17 protein-coding genes and 1 tRNA gene are annotated in these 17,518 nt (G+C 50.8%); 7 read left to right on the forward strand and 11 right to left on the reverse strand.

The annotated features are described in order from the left end of the window. Positions 1 to 41 precede the first annotated feature (41 nt). Positions 42 to 755 (reverse strand): head GIN domain-containing protein, encoded by a 714-nt coding sequence (locus tag DUE52_RS17915; RefSeq protein ID WP_114407457.1) that lies wholly within the window; start codon positions 753 to 755, stop codon positions 42 to 44. Between the two features lie 354 nt (positions 756 to 1,109). Here DUE52_RS17915 and DUE52_RS17920 point away from each other — a divergent pair, with 354 nt between their 5' ends. Beyond that, positions 1,110 to 1,745 carry an HAD-IA family hydrolase gene (locus DUE52_RS17920; RefSeq protein ID WP_114407458.1) on the forward strand — a complete coding sequence of 212 codons (636 nt, stop codon included), beginning with the start codon at positions 1,110 to 1,112 and terminating at the stop codon, positions 1,743 to 1,745. Between the two features lie 10 nt (positions 1,746 to 1,755). On the opposite strand, the gene DUE52_RS17925 is transcribed toward DUE52_RS17920, so the two are convergent. From DUE52_RS17925 to DUE52_RS17950, 6 genes are all read right to left on the reverse strand, one after another. Beyond that, the gene (locus DUE52_RS17925) at positions 1,756 to 4,983 is read right to left on the reverse strand and encodes a DUF7948 domain-containing protein (RefSeq protein WP_229312215.1); all 3,228 of its coding nucleotides are present in this window, start codon (positions 4,981 to 4,983) and stop codon (positions 1,756 to 1,758) included. Positions 4,984 to 5,375: 392 nt separating this feature from the next. Further along, on the reverse strand, positions 5,376 to 5,990 hold the full coding sequence (locus DUE52_RS17930; RefSeq protein WP_114407459.1) for an ABC transporter ATP-binding protein: 615 nt from the start codon (positions 5,988 to 5,990) through the stop codon (positions 5,376 to 5,378). 92 nt (positions 5,991 to 6,082) lie between these two features. Beyond that, entirely contained in the window at positions 6,083 to 6,877 is a 795-nt protein-coding gene (gene lpxA / locus DUE52_RS17935; protein WP_114407409.1) for an acyl-ACP--UDP-N-acetylglucosamine O-acyltransferase, read from the reverse strand. A gap of 99 nt (positions 6,878 to 6,976) precedes the next feature. Beyond that, positions 6,977 to 8,371 carry a bifunctional UDP-3-O-[3-hydroxymyristoyl] N-acetylglucosamine deacetylase/3-hydroxyacyl-ACP dehydratase gene (locus DUE52_RS17940; RefSeq protein ID WP_114407410.1) on the reverse strand — a complete coding sequence of 465 codons (1,395 nt, stop codon included), beginning with the start codon at positions 8,369 to 8,371 and terminating at the stop codon, positions 6,977 to 6,979. A 75-nt stretch (positions 8,372 to 8,446) separates the two neighbouring features. After that, positions 8,447 to 9,478, reverse strand: coding sequence for a UDP-3-O-(3-hydroxymyristoyl)glucosamine N-acyltransferase (gene lpxD, locus DUE52_RS17945; protein WP_114407411.1), 1,032 nt, complete (start codon positions 9,476 to 9,478; stop codon positions 8,447 to 8,449). 74 nt (positions 9,479 to 9,552) lie between these two features. Next, a complete protein-coding gene (locus DUE52_RS17950) occupies positions 9,553 to 10,827 on the reverse strand; it encodes an HD domain-containing protein (RefSeq protein ID WP_114407412.1) in 1,275 nt (424 codons plus the stop codon). Between the two features lie 174 nt (positions 10,828 to 11,001). Between DUE52_RS17950 and DUE52_RS17955 the strand changes: the two genes are divergently transcribed. Beyond that, a tRNA-Ile gene (locus DUE52_RS17955) sits at positions 11,002 to 11,075 on the forward strand. A gap of 78 nt (positions 11,076 to 11,153) precedes the next feature. Here the strand turns inward: DUE52_RS17955 and DUE52_RS32450 are convergent. Next, positions 11,154 to 11,324 (reverse strand): hypothetical protein, encoded by a 171-nt coding sequence (locus DUE52_RS32450; protein WP_165840965.1) that lies wholly within the window; start codon positions 11,322 to 11,324, stop codon positions 11,154 to 11,156. Between the two features lie 500 nt (positions 11,325 to 11,824). On the opposite strand from DUE52_RS32450, the gene DUE52_RS17960 reads away from it, so the two are divergent. Both DUE52_RS17960 and DUE52_RS17965 read left to right on the forward strand, forming a co-directional pair. Then, positions 11,825 to 12,529, forward strand: a complete 705-nt coding sequence (locus DUE52_RS17960) for a recombinase family protein (RefSeq protein ID WP_114407413.1) — start codon at positions 11,825 to 11,827, stop codon at positions 12,527 to 12,529. 427 nt (positions 12,530 to 12,956) lie between these two features. Next, positions 12,957 to 13,190: a hypothetical protein gene (locus DUE52_RS17965; RefSeq protein WP_114407414.1), complete on the forward strand. Its 234-nt coding sequence runs from the start codon at positions 12,957 to 12,959 to the stop codon at positions 13,188 to 13,190. Between the two features lie 185 nt (positions 13,191 to 13,375). Here the strand turns inward: DUE52_RS17965 and DUE52_RS17970 are convergent, their stop codons facing one another. The 3 genes from DUE52_RS17970 to DUE52_RS17980 all read right to left on the reverse strand — a co-directional run bounded on the left by DUE52_RS17970 (position 13,376) and on the right by DUE52_RS17980 (position 15,218). Continuing rightward, entirely contained in the window at positions 13,376 to 14,206 is an 831-nt protein-coding gene (locus DUE52_RS17970; protein WP_114407415.1) for a hypothetical protein, read from the reverse strand. Beyond that, a complete protein-coding gene (locus tag DUE52_RS17975; protein ID WP_114407416.1) occupies positions 14,206 to 14,796 on the reverse strand; it encodes a hypothetical protein in 591 nt (196 codons plus the stop codon). Before DUE52_RS17975 ends, DUE52_RS17970 begins: the two co-directional genes overlap by 1 nt. A 179-nt stretch (positions 14,797 to 14,975) precedes the next feature. Further along, positions 14,976 to 15,218, reverse strand: a complete 243-nt coding sequence (locus tag DUE52_RS17980; RefSeq protein WP_133299867.1) for a hypothetical protein — start codon at positions 15,216 to 15,218, stop codon at positions 14,976 to 14,978. A 197-nt stretch (positions 15,219 to 15,415) separates the two neighbouring features. Here DUE52_RS17980 and DUE52_RS17985 point away from each other — a divergent pair, with 197 nt between their 5' ends. The 3 genes from DUE52_RS17985 to DUE52_RS17995 are packed head-to-tail and all read left to right on the forward strand — an operon-like array spanning position 15,416 to position 17,515. Continuing rightward, a complete protein-coding gene (locus DUE52_RS17985) occupies positions 15,416 to 15,877 on the forward strand; it encodes a LexA family protein (protein WP_229312212.1) in 462 nt (153 codons plus the stop codon). Beyond that, a complete protein-coding gene (locus tag DUE52_RS17990) occupies positions 15,874 to 17,148 on the forward strand; it encodes a Y-family DNA polymerase (RefSeq protein ID WP_310587813.1) in 1,275 nt (424 codons plus the stop codon). The genes DUE52_RS17985 and DUE52_RS17990 overlap by 4 nt, the downstream gene beginning before the upstream one ends. Before the next feature lie 22 nt (positions 17,149 to 17,170). Beyond that, entirely contained in the window at positions 17,171 to 17,515 is a 345-nt protein-coding gene (locus DUE52_RS17995) for a YegP family protein (protein ID WP_114407419.1), read from the forward strand. Positions 17,516 to 17,518: the final 3 nt, after the last annotated feature.

Below are 17,518 nucleotides of genomic sequence, written 5' to 3' on the forward strand. Positions count from 1 at the left end.
TCCGGTGAGCAGATGACGGCGTTTGTCTAGTTTAAAGAACCTCAGTCCTTGCGCACGGTGCTTGACCCCGATATATTGGTTTTTACCTCAGGTGTGCCCCGATACCGCACGCTGCTGGCGCCACTGGCTTTTACCTCGAGTAGTTTCGATACCCGGACGCGGGCCGTGCTGGCTCCTGACAAATCCAGTTCGGCTTCATCGACCGGATAATCGAAGGCTTCCACCTTGCTGGCTCCCGACAGTTCGCCGATCAGCAAGCCACTCGCGCCCCGAAGGTCGAGGTCCGATGCGCCCGACAGGTCGATGTTGGTCCGGTCGGCATCGATGTCGACCGTTGAACGGGATGCACCCGTCAGCCGGATGTCGAAATCCCGCAGGCCCTGAAAACCGGTAATGTCGGACCGTGAAGCGCCGGAAAAATCGACGCCCCGCAGGCTTGGCATCGTAATGGTGATGTTCATGTCGTACCGCCGGTTGCGCGATGAGCCATTGCGATAGCGGGCGTACAGCGTACCGGCGCGGGTATAGATGTCGAGATCATCGAGATCCCGGCTGTTTCCGCGGGCTTCGATGCTAAAGTTGCTGCCTTGTTCAACGCTGATGTTGAAAGCACTGCCCATGTCGAGCCGGTCGAAGTTGGTCAGACCAAACGAGCGGTCGTCCTCTTCGTAAGGGCCGACGTGTTCAAAGTCGCAGGAGGTCAGCGACACCAGGGCGAAAAGAAAAAAAGCGGAAAGAATGGTGGATAATTTCATGGTTGTCATAGCGATTTGTGAATGTATTTGCTGTTGTATGCCGCTATGACCCGCGTCGGAAGCGCTCCCCCTACGCGGTTTTGAAAAAAAGTTTTTAGTAGTAGGAATTATATTTGATCATTCTTAGGACTTTCGCTTTTGCCCCTAAATCCCCTAAAGGGGACTTGGACGCAGCTTAACTCGGATGCTAAAAGTCCCCTTTAGGGCAGAAAGAGAAAGTCCTAAGAAAAAAAGTTGGGGGATGATGGATGGAAAAACCGCTTATCGGCCTGACCTTTGGGCGTTTCTCTCGAACAAGTTCCCATCCAAAGTGCCTTTCAGGCGTTTAAATCGGCAAGTAAAACAACGATTACTATGAACTACAAGCTGGTTATTTTCGATTTCGATGGTACGCTGGCCGACTCGTTCCCCTATTTTTTAAAAACGGTAAACGTGCTGGCGGAAACCTATCATTTTCCACCCATCGATCCTGAAAATGTCGATCAACTCCGGGGCATGGACGCCCGGCAATTGATGAAAAACGCCAGGCTACCCGCCTGGAAAATACCGCTCATTGCCAATGCCTTTATTCGGCAGATGGGCAAAGACATTGCGCAAATTCCGTTGTTTGAGGGTGTTCCTGATCTGTTAAAGCAGTTATCGAATCAGGGTGTCCGGCTGGCCATCGTCAGTTCAAATTCGGAAGAGAACATCCGCCGGGTGCTGGGCCCCGAAACCGCAGCCCTCATCACCCACTACGGCTGTGGCAGCTCGCTGTTCGGGAAGCAGCACAAATTCCGAAAAGCCCTGGTGAAGGTTGGCGTTCAGCCCCGCGAAGCACTTTGCGTCGGCGATGAAATTCGGGATCTGGAAGCTGCGAAAGGAGCCGGTATTGCCTTCGGTGGCGTTGCCTGGGGCTACACCCGCGCCGACGTACTGGAGGCATACGCCGATGGTATGGTTTTTTATACCGTACAGGATATCGTCAAAACCGTGGTCTCTGCCGGGTAAGGTAACGGTTTTACTCCAACACTTCGACCCACCCCTTGCACTGCGTTCCCCGCTGCGTCGTCAGCAGGTAATAATACAGGCCGCCCGGTGCCTCATTCCCCCAGGTGTTCGTATAATTTTCACTGCGGTAAATCAGTTTGCCCCAGCGGTTAAAAATCTCCAGCTTTGCCCCCGTGAATCCCACGTTGAACACATCGTTTTTCCCGTCGTTATTGGCCGTTACGACGTTCGGAACCTCACTCATATTCTCGATGATGACCGGCAGGTTGAGCGCCAGACTGCAGCCGTTTTTGGAGGATGTCACCGTAATTTCATACTGCCCGGATTGCGGATATTGATATGGTTCGGGCGAATTAGTCCGCAACGTGTCACCATTGCCCATCGCCCACGCCAGGCCGGTGGCTCCCGTGGTTTTGTTGACCAGTTCCACTTTCATGGGCCGCCCGCATTCCGAACTGAGCCGCACCTCGGCAACGGGCCGGAAGGAATCGTCGGTGGTAATCGTCACATTTTTGGTGGTCGAACACCCATTTTCGTTCGTGATCTTCACGGAATAGGTGGTGGTTTGGGTGGGATTCACCACCGGATTGCCCACCGTCGCCGTGGTCATTCCCTGCGTGGGCGTCCAGGCGTAGGTGGCTCCACCCTCCGCCAGCAGTTGAACCGATTGCCCCGGACAAATCGTGGTGTCTTTGCTGATCTTGAAATTGGCGGGAAACACTTTAATCACCTTTTTGGCGACATCGACCCGCTTGCAGGTCAGGCGGTTATAGGCTGTCAGCGTAACCGTGTATTCCCCCGGTTTATCGAACGTGTGACTCACCTGCGCCGGATTGGTCGAGGTGCCGGTATCGCCAAAATCCCACGCGTAGGTAATACCGCCTTCGCTGGTGTTGACAAAGTTGAGTGTCAACGGCGTACATCCCTGAATGACGTCTTTCTGCGTTCCCTGATAGGCATCGAAGGTGGCTTTCAGTCGGTCGATGTCAAATTTGAAGGCCGCATTATTGCAGTTGGGGCTTTTGTTGGTTGTCGACCACACCTGGGCCGTTGCCGGAAAAGTCGTTCCTCCGCAGGCACAGGCCGCGTGGTAAATGACCCCGCTTTTGTCAAAACGGCTGGTTCCGCCGTCGACGTGATCACCACGCCCGACCGGATTTTCACTGCCGAAATAGGTGGCATACAAAAGCGATTTTCCGCCCTGCTCCAGCAACGCCAGCCAGAAATTACTGCCATCGGTCGTCCGTCGGAAGGCATCCGCCGTAACGGGCAACCCACGCGTACTGCTGTTGACGTTGGCACTCCGGATGTTCACGTTGCCGCCCCAGCCCGACAAATAAATGTTACCGCATTCGTTCACCAGAAAAGCCGTTGGCGAAATATCCGGCCCTACCCGACCGGAGCCGATCACGGTTGAAAAGATGGTTTTCGACAGCGTGGGGTCGAGCGCGTGAATGAACTGACTGCCTCGGGCGTTCTGGTAAACACTGTCCGTCACCGCATACGTCCCCCGGGTTAGTCCGAAAACGTGCGGATTTTCCTGCGGGTCGAGGTCGATCAGATAGGCCGCATCGTCGGCGGTGGTGCCTAAATAAGTGCTGCGTTCGAGCTGATTATTCGTAAATTTGACCAGAAAACCGTCTTCCCGACCACCGATGGCGGGTTTAAAGGCTCCGGCCATACCCGGCAAATCCGCACTTCGGGTTGTTCCAACGGCGTACAACGACCCCGACGCGCCGATTCGCAACGCATAGGCGACGTCGTACCCACTTCCGCCGAAATAGGTACTCCAACGCAACTGGCTTAAATCCGGACTCAGTTGCAGCAAAACCGCATCGGCCGGGCCATTGAGCCTGGGTTGCGGAGCGTTGGCGGTCACCGGAAAATCAGCGGAAAACGAAACCGTGGCCACGTAGACATTGTCGTTTTTATCGACCATGATTTCACCCCGCAGGTCGTCGCCATAATTGTAGATGCCCAGATACTGATCGGCCACGTTGATGCCGTCGTTGGCCGAACCGCCGACGTACGTACTGCTTTTCAAGGTCCGGCCGTCGGTGCTGAGGTTGGCTAAAAACAAATCGGTTCCGGTTCGGAAGTAGATGGTTCCGAAAAGACTGCCCGGTTCGGGCAACCCATTCCCGATGGGAATATACCCCGTACCGCCCGCAAACTTCCGGCTGTAGGCCGATGCGGTCGTCGGAAAATTGGCCGACGAAGTGACTCCGTAAATTAACAGCTCGTTTTTACTGTTCACAATTAGACTGTTAGGCGTTTCTCCGGTCGCTCCGCCCAGGTAGGTTGCATACAGCAATTGCTTCCCGTCCGGACTGAATTTCATAATCGCCACATCCATTTCGGCCCCATACCGGGTTTGAAACGCGCCGGTGGTGGGCACAAAACTGGTTCCGTACACGGTTCCGGCGGTATAGAGGTTGCCATCGTTATCGTAAGTAGCTGTATGCCCCCAGTTGTCGCTGACCGAACCGGAATAGGTTGAAAAGATCAGGGTTGGGTCAATGGTGAGCGGTTGCTGTTTGTCGTAGCCATTCGGAAAACGAAACGTGGCGGTTTTATCTTCCAGCACCCAGTCGGCCGGAACCTCCGTGGTTTTGTTGTTTTTTTCGGTAAACGAATACGGTTTTTCTTCCCGAAAGGGCAAGAGGCTGGTTTCAATTACCAATTGTCCCTTTTCCGAACGAACCGACGACGCCCCGTCATACCGCAGCCGGATCACCGACGGATCGGCACCCGGTTTTACCAGAAACTCGTATTTCATGGTCTGGTAATAGGCAAACAGACGCAGGTCTATACCGGGATAAATGTCGTGGTAAATGATTTCGCCAAAAGCCGGAACGGCACTCGCCCAGCGGTTGGCATCATTTCCCAGAAAATAGTTATGGTGTTCAGAAACGCGGTTTTTGCTTTCAATTTGGGCCGTGGGCAAGCTGTTTTGCAGTTGTACATCCACACCGTGGGCATTTACCAGCGGTTCGGCGCGTTCGGGGGGCGCTGCGGTTCGGGCGGCAGTCTGATTAACCGGCCCCGAGTGAAGACGATCCAGGGTTTCGGTATCGTAAAAAACGTAGTGGAGCGACTGCTTTTTCAGGAACAGAAAACCGCCCGGTAATTCGGCGCGGAACAGCACTTCCGGCGACCACTGGCCTTTGTTCTGCACAAACCGTACAGCCCCGCCCGGAGCTTCAGCGAAGGCGGAAGACAGCAGTCCCAAAAGCACGAAAAACAAAGCGAAAGTAAACGTTCTGCACATAAACCGGCGACATCAGTAAAGGATTTCAAGATAATCATTTTAGAGGAAAGAGGTTAGACAAGAGATCAGAGATAAAACCGGTATAGAGCCTTCTTTCTTCTTTAATCTATCCTCTCTCCTCTTAGTAACCATGACTCCATAACGACGCGAAGAGTTGCAACTGTATGTTCCTGAAAAGTCGTTTTGAGGGACAATTAAATCCTATAGGACTTTCGCTTTCTGCCCCTAAATCCCCTAAAGGGGACTTTAGCATCCGGATTAAGCTGCGTCCAAGTCCCCTTTAGGGGATTTAGGGGCAGAAAGCGAAAGTATAATAAAATTATCAGACGTAAGTCCTATCCTTGAGGAAGCCCGAAAAATTACTTCCAGCGGCTGATGTCGATGACGTTGGGGCAGAAATCGTATTCGTCGGGTTGGTTGGAGCCGATCAAGACCAGTTGGTCGGAAAGCAGCCGGACGCGCTCCCGGTACCAGGCGACGCCCTGTTTGTCGAGGTTGGAGGTGGGCTCGTCCAGTATCACGATGGCGGCTTCGGAGTAAAACGCCAGCCCCAGTTTCACGCGTTGTTTCATCCCCGACGAAAACGCCTTGATTTCCTTGTTTCGGGCGTGGCTCAGGTACATCAGTTCGCAAAGCTGGTCGGGTGTAAGCTGGTTTTTGAACGGTTTGAAGGCCTGGTGGAACGTCAGCAATTCAAGGAGCGTCAATTCTTCAATCAATTCGAGGTAGGGAGCTGCTACCACCAGGTGACGGAACCAGTCGTCAATTTCGAGCGGTTTTTCCTGAACCGTATACTGAATGGTGCCTTCCGAAGCGGGCAAAACGCCGGCGAGGGTCTGGAGCAGGGTCGATTTCCCACTGCCGTTGGGGCCGACGAAGGTGTAGCTGTTTCCGGCCCGCATCGTCAGATCAACGTTCCGGAAAATCCACTCGCGCCGGAAGCGCTTGCTGAGTCGTTCGGTGGTGATTTGCATAGGAATGATGACGGGGCCGCCCGCGCGGTGATGAATGATGAACGATGAATTAAGTGCGTCGGCCCATTCATCGTTCATCATTCATAATTTTATCATTCTCCCACTTCCCGCCCCGACGGGCCTTTCATGATGCCGCGTTCGGAGTTGCGGATGAAGTTGACGATTTCGTCGCGTTCGTCGGAAGGAGGTAGTTCCAGGTCGATGCGGGTGAGGGCTTCGGCATTGTTCAACCCACGCAGGTAAACATACCGGTAAATTTCCTGAATCTGGTTGATTTGCTCGTTGGTATATCCGCGCCGACGCAGCCCCACCGAGTTGATCCCGGCGTAGGTAATCGGTTCACGGGCCGCTTTCGAAAACGGCGGAACGTCTTTCCGAACCAGCGAACCACCCGAAATGAAGGAATGAATCCCGATTTTGGCAAACTGGTGTACGGCACTGAACGCGCTGATGATGGCCCAGTCGCCGAGTTGAACATGGCCCGCCATCTGGACTGTATTGCCAATGAGGCAGTGGTTCCCGATCCGGCAATCGTGCGCAACGTGCGCATAGGCCATGATCAGGCAATCGCTGCCAATTTCGGTCCGGCGGTGTTCTTCGGTTCCCCGGCTCACCGTGGCATACTCCCGAATGGTGGTATTATCGCCCACAAAGGTGAGCGTATATTCGCCCTTGAATTTCAGATCCTGGGGAATGGCAGAGATGACGACCCCCGGATAAATCCGGCAGTTTTTGCCAATGCGGGCGCCCTCATTTATGACGGCATGGGAGCCGATCCATGTTCCTTCACCGATTTCGACATCTTTATGGATGATTGCAAATGGCTCGATAACAACGTTTTGAGCAATTTTGGAATCAGGATGGATGTATGCAAGTGGTTGAATCATTAAACTTCGTGGTTTAACGTTTTCGGTTTAACGTTTTCGGTTTAAAGTGGGGCGTTGAAATGAAACGCGTCCTTAAACTTTGAACTTCAAACCTTAAACCTATTTTTTCTTAACAAGACTGGCGATCATTTCGGCTTCGCAGACAAGTTGCCCGGCGACGTATCCCCGACCGGACATTTTGACGATCCCCCGCTTCATGGGCGAGATAAATTCACAACGAAAAATCAGCGTGTCGCCCGGAACGACATTCCGGCGAAAACGGCAATTTTCGATACCGATCAGGTAGGGCCAGTAGTTTTCCGGATCCGGAACGGTGCTCAGCACCAGAATTCCGCCGGTTTGGGCCATCGACTCGAGTTGCAATACGCCCGGCATGACCGGATTTCCCGGAAAATGCCCCATGAAATATTGCTCATTCATGGTTACATTCTTCACCCCAACCACGCTGCTCTCGTCCAGCGCGATGATTTTGTCGATCATCTGGAACGGGTAGCGGTGTGGGAGCAGACTGGCGATTTTATGAAAATCATACACCGGCGGTTGAGTCGGGTCGTAGGCCGGGCTCGTGTTCGCGGCATTTTTCTGCATCAATTTCTTGATCTTCTTGGCAAAAGCCACATTGGCCGCGTGGCCGGGCCGGGCCGCCAGAATCTGCGCTTTGATGGGCCGCCCCACCAGCGCCAGGTCGCCGACGAGGTCGAGCAGCTTATGGCGGGCCATTTCATTCGGGTAATGCAGATCGAGGTTATTCAGAATGCCCTCCTTTTTGTTGACGCTAACTTTGGGTTTGTTCAGCAGGTCGGCCAGGTAATCCAGCTCGCCTTCGCGCACATCCCGATCCACAATGACGATGGCGTTGGTCAGATCACCGCCCTTGATCAGGTTCTGTTTGTAGAGCATTTCCAGTTCGTGCAGAAACACAAAGGTTCGGCACATCGCGATCTGCGACGAAAACTGGCTGATGTCGTTCAGAAACGCATGCTGGCTCGTGATGACCCGCGAATTGTAGTCCACCATGACGGTGAGCCGGTAATCGTTGAGCGGCAGAGCGGCAATTTCAATGTCTTTTTCGGAATTCTTGTAATGAACGTATTCGTTGATTTCGAAGTAGTTACGGTACGCATTCTGTTCTTCAATACCGGCATCCTGCAAGGCTTCGATGAACTTGATCGAGCTGCCGTCCATGATGGGCGGTTCGGGGCCGTCGAGCTGAATCAGAATGTTATCGAGTTGCAACCCGACCAGCGAGGCCAGGGCATGTTCGACGGTATGAATCCGCGCGCCGTTTTGCTCCAGGGTGGTGCCGCGGGACAGATCGACCACATTATCGACATCCGCATCGACAATCGGCTGACCCGGCAAATCGACGCGTTGAAACTTGTAACCGTGATGGGCGGGTGCGGGCAGGAACGTCATCGTTGCCGTAACGCCTGTATGCAACCCCACACCTGAGACCGATACCGATTTTTGAATTGTTTGCTGTTTGGTATTCATTCCGTAAGCTTCTGACCAGAAGACTATTATCGTCACTTCATAACGGACATTCCGTAGAAAACCGTTCGTTTGTAACTACTGATTGTTTAGTTTATTTTCTAACACCCCGATGCGTTTTTCGAGTGACGGCAACCGTTGAAAAACAAGGGCCGATCGCAAGCTGTCTTTGACATCGAAAGCGGGCATGCCATTGAGCGACAATCCCTCCTCTTTCACGGATTTGGTAACACCCGACCGCCCCCCCACTTTCGTGCGGTTGGCCAGAACGATGTGACCGGTGATGCCGCTTTGTCCGCCGATGACGCAGTTTTCGCCAATTTTAGCGGAACCGGCAATGCCACACTGGGCCGCAATAACCGTGTTTCGGCCAATTTCAACGTTGTGTCCCACCTGAATCAGGTTGTCCAGCTTGACGCCTTTCCGGATGATGGTGGAACCCACCGTGGCGCAATCGATGGTGGTGTTGGCCCCAATGCTGACATTGTCTTCAATAATAACGTTGCCCAACTGCGGAATCGCCCGGTAGCTTCCGTCGGGTTCGGGGGCAAATCCGAAGCCTTCGCTGCCAATCACCGCATTCGGTTTGATGACGCAATTCTGACCAATTACGGTATTGTCGACGATTCGTGCACCGGCATGAATGATCGTATTGTCACCAATGGTGACGTTGTTGCCAATATAGGCCTGTGGGTATATTTTGACATTGCTGCCAATCAGGCAATTTTCTCCAATGTACGAAAACGCCCCGCGGTAGGCACGGTCGCCAATCCGGCTGGTTTCGGCCATAAAGGAGGGCTGCTCCACGCCAATTTTTTCTGTGGGCTGGAGCCGGTTTACCTGCTCCAGTAACTTGGTAAAAGCGGAATAGGAGTTATCTACGAAAATTAAGGTCGCCTGAACGGGTTGCCGGGGTTGAAAAGACCGATTGACAATGACGGCTGACGCGGCTGTTGTATACAGATACTGTTCGTATTTCAGATTCGCTAAAAAAGAGATGCTGCCTTCCTTACCCTCTTCTATTTTGGACAGTTGACTGATTTTCAGAGATTCATTCCCATCAACTGTACCGCCGAGCAGGGCAGCAATCTGCTTCACTGTAAATTCCATAGAGTTGACGTCGTCGTCGTTGGGGCTATGTAAGACTCGGATATTTGTGCCGCTAAGGTAGAGAACAAATTGAACTATACCAACCGAACCGGTTGCCGGGTCAGGTTTTTCGCCCAGCAGAGGTAGTATCGCCTGACCATATTGGTCAGGGCTTTAATACCGGGCAGATCGGACGCATCGGCAATGTCAATAATACGATCATCTTTCAGCTTGATATTTATATTATCGATAGACGGTAAATAGGCGGAATTAGTGGCAACGCCTTCGACCAGAAAATAGGACAATTCGTCCTGCTGAATTCCGGCTTCCAGCAATTGCTGCTCAATTTCGCGCACCAGATCCCCGGCAAAAGGCTGGTCTGACAGAATAATTTTAAACAGCCGCCGGTCGAGCAGCATCTGGCAAAGCGTAGACAAAACCCGGTCGGGGTGTTGGCTCCAGAATTTAACCGACGTCCAGATGTCGTAATCGTCCAGTTGCGTAAACGCGTTCAGGTAGTCCGGATTCTGTTGAAAGTCTTCCATCGTGATCGGTTTTGACAGAAACGTGTGCAGGGCCGGGGTCGTAAACACCGCCGTTTCGCGGTCCTGACCCGGCTCCGTTTGTGTCAGCAAAAACCGCGCCCGTCGGATAATCTGCACCAGCATCGACTCAGCGCAGAGCGACGTTTTGTGCAGATACACCTGCCAGTACATCAGCCGCCGGGAACTCAGAAAATTTTCGATGCTCAGAATCCCCTTGGCTTCCACCACCAGATGGTCGTCGACGAGGTCGAGCATTTTGATGATGCGATCCGCGCCGATGGTGCCTTCGGCCACGCCCGTGTAGAAACAGTCGCGGTTGAGGTAATCCATCCGATCCATATCCAACTGACTGGAAATCAACTGGTGAAAAAACGGCCGGGGATAGGTTCCCTCGAACATCTGAATGGCGATCGACAGGCCACCACGGAATTGCCGGTTCAGTTCTTCCATCAGCAGCAGCGACAGCCGCTCGTGCGGAATGCCTTGCAGGATGGTGTATTCCAGAACGTGGGAAAATGGGCCGTGGCCAATGTCGTGCAGCAGAATGGCGATTTGGGCGGCATCGCATTCCGGTTCCGAAATCCGGTGGCCTTTGCCGCGCAGGGTCTGAATGGCCTGCCCCATCAGGTGCATGGCACCCAGGGCATGGTGAAACCGGGTGTGCAGGGCGCCGGGATACACCAGTTCCGACAGCCCCAGTTGCTTGATCCGGCGGAGCCGCTGAAAATACGGGTGTTCGACCAGATCGAACGTCAACTCGTTCGGGATGGTGATAAACCCGTAGACGGGGTCATTCAGGATTTTTTTTTTGTTCTGGGAAGCCAAATGGAATGGAACCGGTTTTCAGACAAATATACGCCAAAATGGAGTAGAGTGTTGCACGACACCATCAGACAATCCAATCGGGCGACTTTTGTGGTTACGATTTGAAGCGGAAGTCGATTTTTGTATATTTGCAGATGCTTTGCCCTTAGGGTCGGAGCCCCGGTTTTCCGGTGCGGGCCTATAGCTCATTCGGTTAGAGCAACTGACTCATAATCAGTAGGTGCTTGGTTCGATTCCAAGTGGGCCCACGAACTACTAACGCAATTAGCTAATAATCAACAACTTAGCTAGTTGCGTTTTTCTTTGTTGACGATATTGTTGACGATTTAATTTTCCTCTTCTCCGGACTTTCCTTTGCCTAATTTGTAGTTTCTTACACTTTTTGCAATTAAATCCCGTACTGCGTCGGATACGCTAATCTCGCGCTCTTCGCATGCGGCTACAAATGCGGCTTTCAGTTTGCTGCTAATTTTCAGGTCTAATCGGCTGTCTTTCATACTAGTTATATTGGCATGGTTTGTTACTAAAGATAGCGATTTTTACGGATAATGTACGTATAAATCAGCGAGTTAAATGTACGTACGTTCACCGTATCGCTCTATAACAAATCTTGAACGCACGTTTAACATTTGTTATAAATGTACTTTTTGCGTACTTTTAAGTAGCCAAACCGCACAGCCAGAAATGCGAAAGAGGCATGAATGAATTGACTTCTAATGCTGCGCCATCGGCATGACGGGCTTACAATGAAGAAACTACTAGTGGTTGCTGTTGTCATTACGGCCGGTCTGATTCAGTCCTGTACCAAAAGTCATGGACAATCTCAGAACGTTATACCTGAGGTTGTCACTATTAAGCATGTGGCGTTAAGCCATAAAGAGATAAACCGAAGAATTGCTATAGAGTATAACAGGAACTATAGGCTGGTAAGCTCTATTACTTCCTGTTACGAACAGAGTTGTGTCACATCCTTAGTGTTTGAAAAGTAGGCTAAGTCATGGCAAAGAAGACAGCTATCACCACTGACGGCATTCAGAAGTACATCGCTTACTACCGGGTTTCAACGGTCGGACAGGGTAAATCGGGTCTTGGTCTGGAGTCGCAGCGGGATTCAGTCCGCGGCTTCGTTCGTGACTCTCCGATTGTTGCAGAGTTCACCGAAGTAGAGAGCGGAAAGAAGAACCAGCGGGAGCAGCTAGTTTTAGCGATTGCTGCGGCCAAAAAGAACGACGCGGTTTTGATCATTGCGAAGCTCGACCGGTTAAGCCGGAATGCAGCCTTTATCTTCACACTGAGGGACTCGGGTGTTAACTTCCTATGTGTTGATATGCCGGATGCCAATACGCTCACAATCGGCATCTTTGCGACGCTGGCGCAGCACGAGCGCGAATTGATCAGCAGCCGGACCAAATCAGCATTGGCCGTAAAACAGCAACAGGGCGCGGTACTGGGTAAACCAGAGAATCTGACCAGCGAGGCCCAGGCGAAGGGCGTAGCGTCGATTAAAAGGAAGGCAGCGGACAATCAGAACAACCGGCGGGCGTCTGCTATGGTAGCCCATCTGCGGAGTCAGGGTAAGACGTTTGCAGAGATAGCGAAGCAATTGAACCGTGACGGGTTTGTGACCTCAACCGGGAAAGAGTTTCACGCTATGCAAGCGCAACGACTGCACAAGCGAAGTACGTCCGGCGACACACTTTGAGCCGGGGAGACCCGCCCGGTACTACCGGGTCAGGTTCTCAACGATTCGCCCGTAAGCATTCACACCGAACAGCCGCCCGCGTCGATACACGTAGTTAATTGGCTGTGGAAGGTTTGATACCGTCATGTAATTCGTCAAGGGCAGCGTTTGACTCCGCAATTTTCGTATTGATCCGATTTTCATATATTTATTGGTTTCCCGCAAGTTACAGCCACCCTCACTGAAACCTTATCGGTACGAGTTGGTAAAATCTCGGACTTTCTTGATCCTTATCGACTAGAATTGATCCGGGCAAAAAATATTTTCTTCTGACCTGCACTTTCTACACTTCCTACACGGTTAGTCAGTAACCTTTTCATTTTTCGTGTTCTCCAGCGCACCGCAAATATCCGAGGTGACTTTACCCGCACCGGGGCGTCTAAGCAGTATGAAGACGCTGCTCCTTTACTCCGCCCTCGCTTTCGCCCAGCCAGATACCGTTCCACCGACGGACACAACCCATTATTACGATCCGGTACAAGCGAGTGTTCAGAAAGATTTACAGGCTCAGCATAACGCCTGGAAGCCGATGGAGAAACGCATCAGCCGGGTGATCTGGATTTTTATCGGGGTAGTCGGTACTTGGACTTTGGTGTTGATCGCCAGGCGGGGAGTGCGGTAAAGAGATCCCTGCTGACGCCCGAATTTTTGCATGGTTGAATAACTGTACAATCCAGCAGATTGCGATCTACGAATTAAACGCCTAACTGACTGAATTTGACCGGGAGATAATGGTACTAGTGCGGGACTTCTTTCTGGTGGTCAAAAGCCGGGAGTGGAGCAAGTCCAGGGTAATATACAATCAAATTATTGCAACCATAAACGCTCGAACCCCTTCATGTTAGACCAAAAAACCATCTCTATGTCATTCTTAGAGGCCATATATCCTAACTGGCGATTCATCTTGTCAATGTTGTAACCAGTGGCTCGGTCATTAACAAGAGCAATCTTTTTTCTAAGAATATCGGATGATAAAAAGTCAGTCGCTATTTCAAAGTTGATGTTGGATCGGCCAATACTTCCAAGAAAGTAATTCGTAGTAGAGCCGGTAATGTAATTTACTAAAGTCAGTTTTCCATTTGGCTCATTAATCGCTGCATTAAAGCGAATAGATTTATGAAACTCTGAAAGCGCATGGGAAAACACTGTTCTTTTTGGCCCAAATGTCTCTTTCAAATAATCGTTAGCGGATCTAAAAAAACCATCTCGTTCGCTTTTCTCTTTTTCATCTACATAGATCACCGATGATGCATTAACAACGCCGGTGATAAAATTCACCATATCAAAAATAATTGAAGGCACTCGCTCTATCTCTACAGATGTTTTGTAATAGGCAAAATCTGCATTAGCGGAATCGGTTGTTTTTACCTCATAGAAGGTTGAATAGTCGGTAAGGATTTTATAAAAAATCTCATCGTTATAGTCGGGCGTAACGCCGTAATCACCGTCATTTATATTGCCTCCATCCGTAACGACGAACTTACCTTTGCGTATGGTAATGAAAACCGAAACAAATTTACTGGTGATGGTAACGAGGGGCGTAATGACTTCTATCGATTCGGCGTGAATCTTATATGACCATAAAGAGTTGTAAGACTCCTTCAGGTTCTCATAGATTTCCATGAACGCCTTTTTCATTATTCGTATTTGAATTTCCGGGTTGGATCTCCCTCGGGTTCTGGTTCAAATAAACTGATCTGTTCGTCCAAAATTAAGGAAATAGTCGGAAAATCATCTTCATTAAGCCTCATATTTGATTCGTGACAAAAATGAATTACGCACATTGAAATATCTTCCAATGCTAAGGATTCATTTTCATCCAGAAGTTTTTCGGTTTTGTAAGCAATCATAATTCCCTCATCTGTAAACTTCTGAAAATGAGGAGTAGATACCATTTCTTCCTTGAAGTTAACTTTTGAGCTTCGATTCCAATGTGGCTGTCCGCTGGAATCGAAACGAAAGAATGGCTCTTCGGTTAAATGATGGCAGGTTAATCTAAACTTAAAGCGTTTGGGGTTTTTCGTTTTAACCTCAACTCCGAAGTAAACTTGACCGATAGGTTCCATTGATGCATAGACAGATTGATACTTCCATGCCGCATGACTGTCTTTGTTGTTTCGGACATAAATCACTGGGGTGTCAATTGTTTTTCGATCCTCCAACAATGAAGTGTACCAGCCATAATCTGCTATAATCTCTCTATTAACCCTGGGTTCCTTTCTCGGCATTGGTCTGTTGCTATACGTTTTTCCCCTCCAATCTACACAGTCCTCGAATCTTTCGCAAACTCCACCTTCTGAACGGGAGGACTTCCACTAATACAAAAACAAAACCCTGCTAATCAAGCCGGGCTGTCACCATTTTCTCCGTCCTACCTACTGTTTATCAGCAGCAAAGCAAATTACGATTATTCCCCCACCCTCCTCACCAAATCAGCCCCGTTCACATGCTTACCGACTAACTCCTTCATGTACCGGAACGGCACGTCGTCAATATAAACTTCAATCGTGCGGGCTTCCAGGCTGGACGCAAACACCAAAGCCTCACCATCGATCCGGATCGCTCCAATCCGGCTAACTTCCTGATTAAATTCCTCTTCGGTGGTGTGGCCGAGCTTGAGACGGAGCCACATCCGGCGTTTGGTGTCCATGTCGCCAATGTAGCAAAAAGGGCTACATAAAAACAACCCGGCTCCAAAGGAAACCGGGTTGTCTGTTTTGTTCTGTCCTACCAGATAGTATCCCTAAAGTTAGGAAAAACTATACCATTATCTAAACATACTGATATAATTAACGGATAATAGTTGACAATATGGTAACATTTGTATTATAGTTGCATTATATCACAATGAATCCTACCATGATCGTGCTCAACGACCGCATCCGAATTGATGACATCCGGCGCATTGTGCCGGGTATCCGGCTTAAAATCCCCCTCTTTTCCTCCTACGTTGCTGCGGGCTTCCCCAGTCCCGCCGAGAATTACATTGAAAAGGTGTGCGACCTCAACGACCTCTGCATTCTCAATGCCGAAGCGACCTATTTTGTCCGCGTTGGCTCGGACTCCATGAGTGGCGACCGCATCGAAGCCGGGGATATTCTGGTAGTCGATTGTTCCCTCGAACCAGTCGGCGGGCGGATCGTGGTAGTCTGGCTGAATGGCGATCATGTCGTGAAGCGCATCCGCTTTGCCGGTGAAATGATTGTGCTGGAGTCTTCCAACCCGAAATACCTGCCTATTTACGTGCATCCCGGCGAAGACTTCAAAGTATTCGGCGTCGTCACCCGGGTAATCATGAAACCGGTATGAACCTGATCGGCATTACGGATTGCAATAACTTCTATGTTTCCTGTATTCGCAGCTTTAACCCGAAACTCATCGGGCAGCCGGTGATTGTGCTCAGCAATAACGACGGCTGTGTAATAGCCCGGTCGAACGAAGCCAAAGCCGTGGGGGTCAAAATGGGGCAACCCGTCTTTCAGATGGACAAACTCATCAGCGATTATAACATACAGGTATTCAGCAGCAACTATGAACACTTTGGCGACATGTCCCGTCGGGTCTTTGACTCGATGGGCCGGTTTCTGGAAAACGTGCATGTCTACAGCATTGATGAAGCCTTTTTTGAAGCGTCCGGCTACGAAGCGATACACCCGGATTTAGAGGAGTTTGCCCGGATGCTTATCAATACCGTGGGGCAATGGACCCGCATCCCTATATCGATCGGTATTGGCGAAACGATGACGCTGGCGAAGGTCGCCAATAAGTATTGCAAAAAGCATCCCGAGCTTGGTGGTGTGTTTATCATGGATACGCCTGAAAAGCGCAATGAGATCTTATCTGACTTTCCGATTGGCGACCTGTGGGGCGTGGGCTACCGGTACCAGGCATTGTTGAAACGGAATGGCATTAAAACCGCACTGGATCTGAGCAAAATGCCCCACGACTGGATTAAGCAGTTTATGACCGTGGAAGGCTTACGGCTCGTTTATGAACTTCAGGGCATTCAATGCCGGTCGCTGGATACCGAGCCCCTGCACAAGAAATCGATCTGTTGCGCTCCTTCGTTTGGTACGAAAGTCTGGAGCCTGGAAACTATCCGGGAAGCCTTGGCAACATACGTAGCCCGCGCCGGGGAGAAGCTGCGTCGGCATAGTTCAGCGGCCGGAGTCGTAACCGTCTTTCTGCATACCAACCGGTTCGACAAGGTAGGCCCACATTATTCCAACAGTCAGACCGTCATTTTGCCACACCCTACCAGTTCCACGATGGAACTGCTCCAGTACGCCGATACGGTGCTGGAGTCGATTTACCGGAAAGGGTATGAATACCAGAAGGTGGGTGTGATTCTCAATGACATCGTTTCTGAATCCCACCAGCAGGAATTGATATTTAATGAAACGCCTGACCAGCGCCAGGCTCAACTTAGTAAGCTGGTCGACAAGATAAACGGAAGGTACGGTCGCGATAAAATCAGGCTGGCAAAGCAAGGTTTTTACGAAAAGAACTGGCGGATGCACCAGCGGCATTTATCCCCTTGCTATACGACCAAATGGAGTGATATACTACTAGTCAAATAACTGCCACATAAACACTACCCCTATGTATTTTATCATCGAAGAAGCCAAAAGTCCGAGCCATTACCAGGTGCGACTCATGACCGAGAAACACCAGCCCCTGATGAATAGTGAACTCCTCAGCAGTAAAGACGCCTGCCACCGCTGCATCCGAATGGTGAAGCGGGCGGCTGCACACACCGACAATTTCATCCGCTGGGACATCGATAAACATTGCTTCAACCTGCATTACGGTGACGATAGTCAGATGATCGGCGCGATAAAGTACAAGTCCGCTGCCGACCGCGATGAAGCCATCAACACGAGTCGGCTGGCGATTATAGAAGCCCCGGTCGAGGATTACACCACCTCAATGCGCCAGGCCGCGTAATCG

It is taken from the genome of Larkinella punicea, assembly GCF_003334855.1.
GTDB classification, from domain to species: domain Bacteria; phylum Bacteroidota; class Bacteroidia; order Cytophagales; family Spirosomataceae; genus Larkinella; species Larkinella punicea.

Excerpts from the sequence above, each read along its gene's own strand:
- DUE52_RS17915 (WP_114407457.1), bottom strand. The coding sequence starts at position 755 with ATGAAATTATCCACCATTCTTTCCGCTTTTTTTCTTTTCGCCCTGGTG.
- DUE52_RS17920 (WP_114407458.1), top strand. The coding sequence starts at position 1,110 with ATGAACTACAAGCTGGTTATTTTCGATTTCGATGGTACGCTGGCCGAC.
- DUE52_RS17930 (WP_114407459.1), bottom strand. The coding sequence starts at position 5,990 with ATGCAAATCACCACCGAACGACTCAGCAAGCGCTTCCGGCGCGAGTGG.
- lpxA (WP_114407409.1), bottom strand. The coding sequence starts at position 6,877 with ATGATTCAACCACTTGCATACATCCATCCTGATTCCAAAATTGCTCAA.
- DUE52_RS17940 (WP_114407410.1), bottom strand. The coding sequence starts at position 8,371 with ATGAATACCAAACAGCAAACAATTCAAAAATCGGTATCGGTCTCAGGT.
- lpxD (WP_114407411.1), bottom strand. The coding sequence starts at position 9,478 with ATGGAATTTACAGTGAAGCAGATTGCTGCCCTGCTCGGCGGTACAGTT.
- DUE52_RS32450 (WP_165840965.1), bottom strand. The coding sequence starts at position 11,324 with ATGAAAGACAGCCGATTAGACCTGAAAATTAGCAGCAAACTGAAAGCC.
- DUE52_RS17960 (WP_114407413.1), top strand. The coding sequence starts at position 11,825 with ATGGCAAAGAAGACAGCTATCACCACTGACGGCATTCAGAAGTACATC.
- DUE52_RS17965 (WP_114407414.1), top strand. The coding sequence starts at position 12,957 with ATGAAGACGCTGCTCCTTTACTCCGCCCTCGCTTTCGCCCAGCCAGAT.
- DUE52_RS17970 (WP_114407415.1), bottom strand. The coding sequence starts at position 14,206 with ATGAAAAAGGCGTTCATGGAAATCTATGAGAACCTGAAGGAGTCTTAC.
- DUE52_RS17975 (WP_114407416.1), bottom strand. The coding sequence starts at position 14,796 with ATGCCGAGAAAGGAACCCAGGGTTAATAGAGAGATTATAGCAGATTAT.
- DUE52_RS17980 (WP_133299867.1), bottom strand. The coding sequence starts at position 15,218 with ATGGACACCAAACGCCGGATGTGGCTCCGTCTCAAGCTCGGCCACACC.
- DUE52_RS17985 (WP_229312212.1), top strand. The coding sequence starts at position 15,416 with ATGAATCCTACCATGATCGTGCTCAACGACCGCATCCGAATTGATGAC.
- DUE52_RS17990 (WP_310587813.1), top strand. The coding sequence starts at position 15,874 with ATGAACCTGATCGGCATTACGGATTGCAATAACTTCTATGTTTCCTGT.
- DUE52_RS17995 (WP_114407419.1), top strand. The coding sequence starts at position 17,171 with ATGTATTTTATCATCGAAGAAGCCAAAAGTCCGAGCCATTACCAGGTG.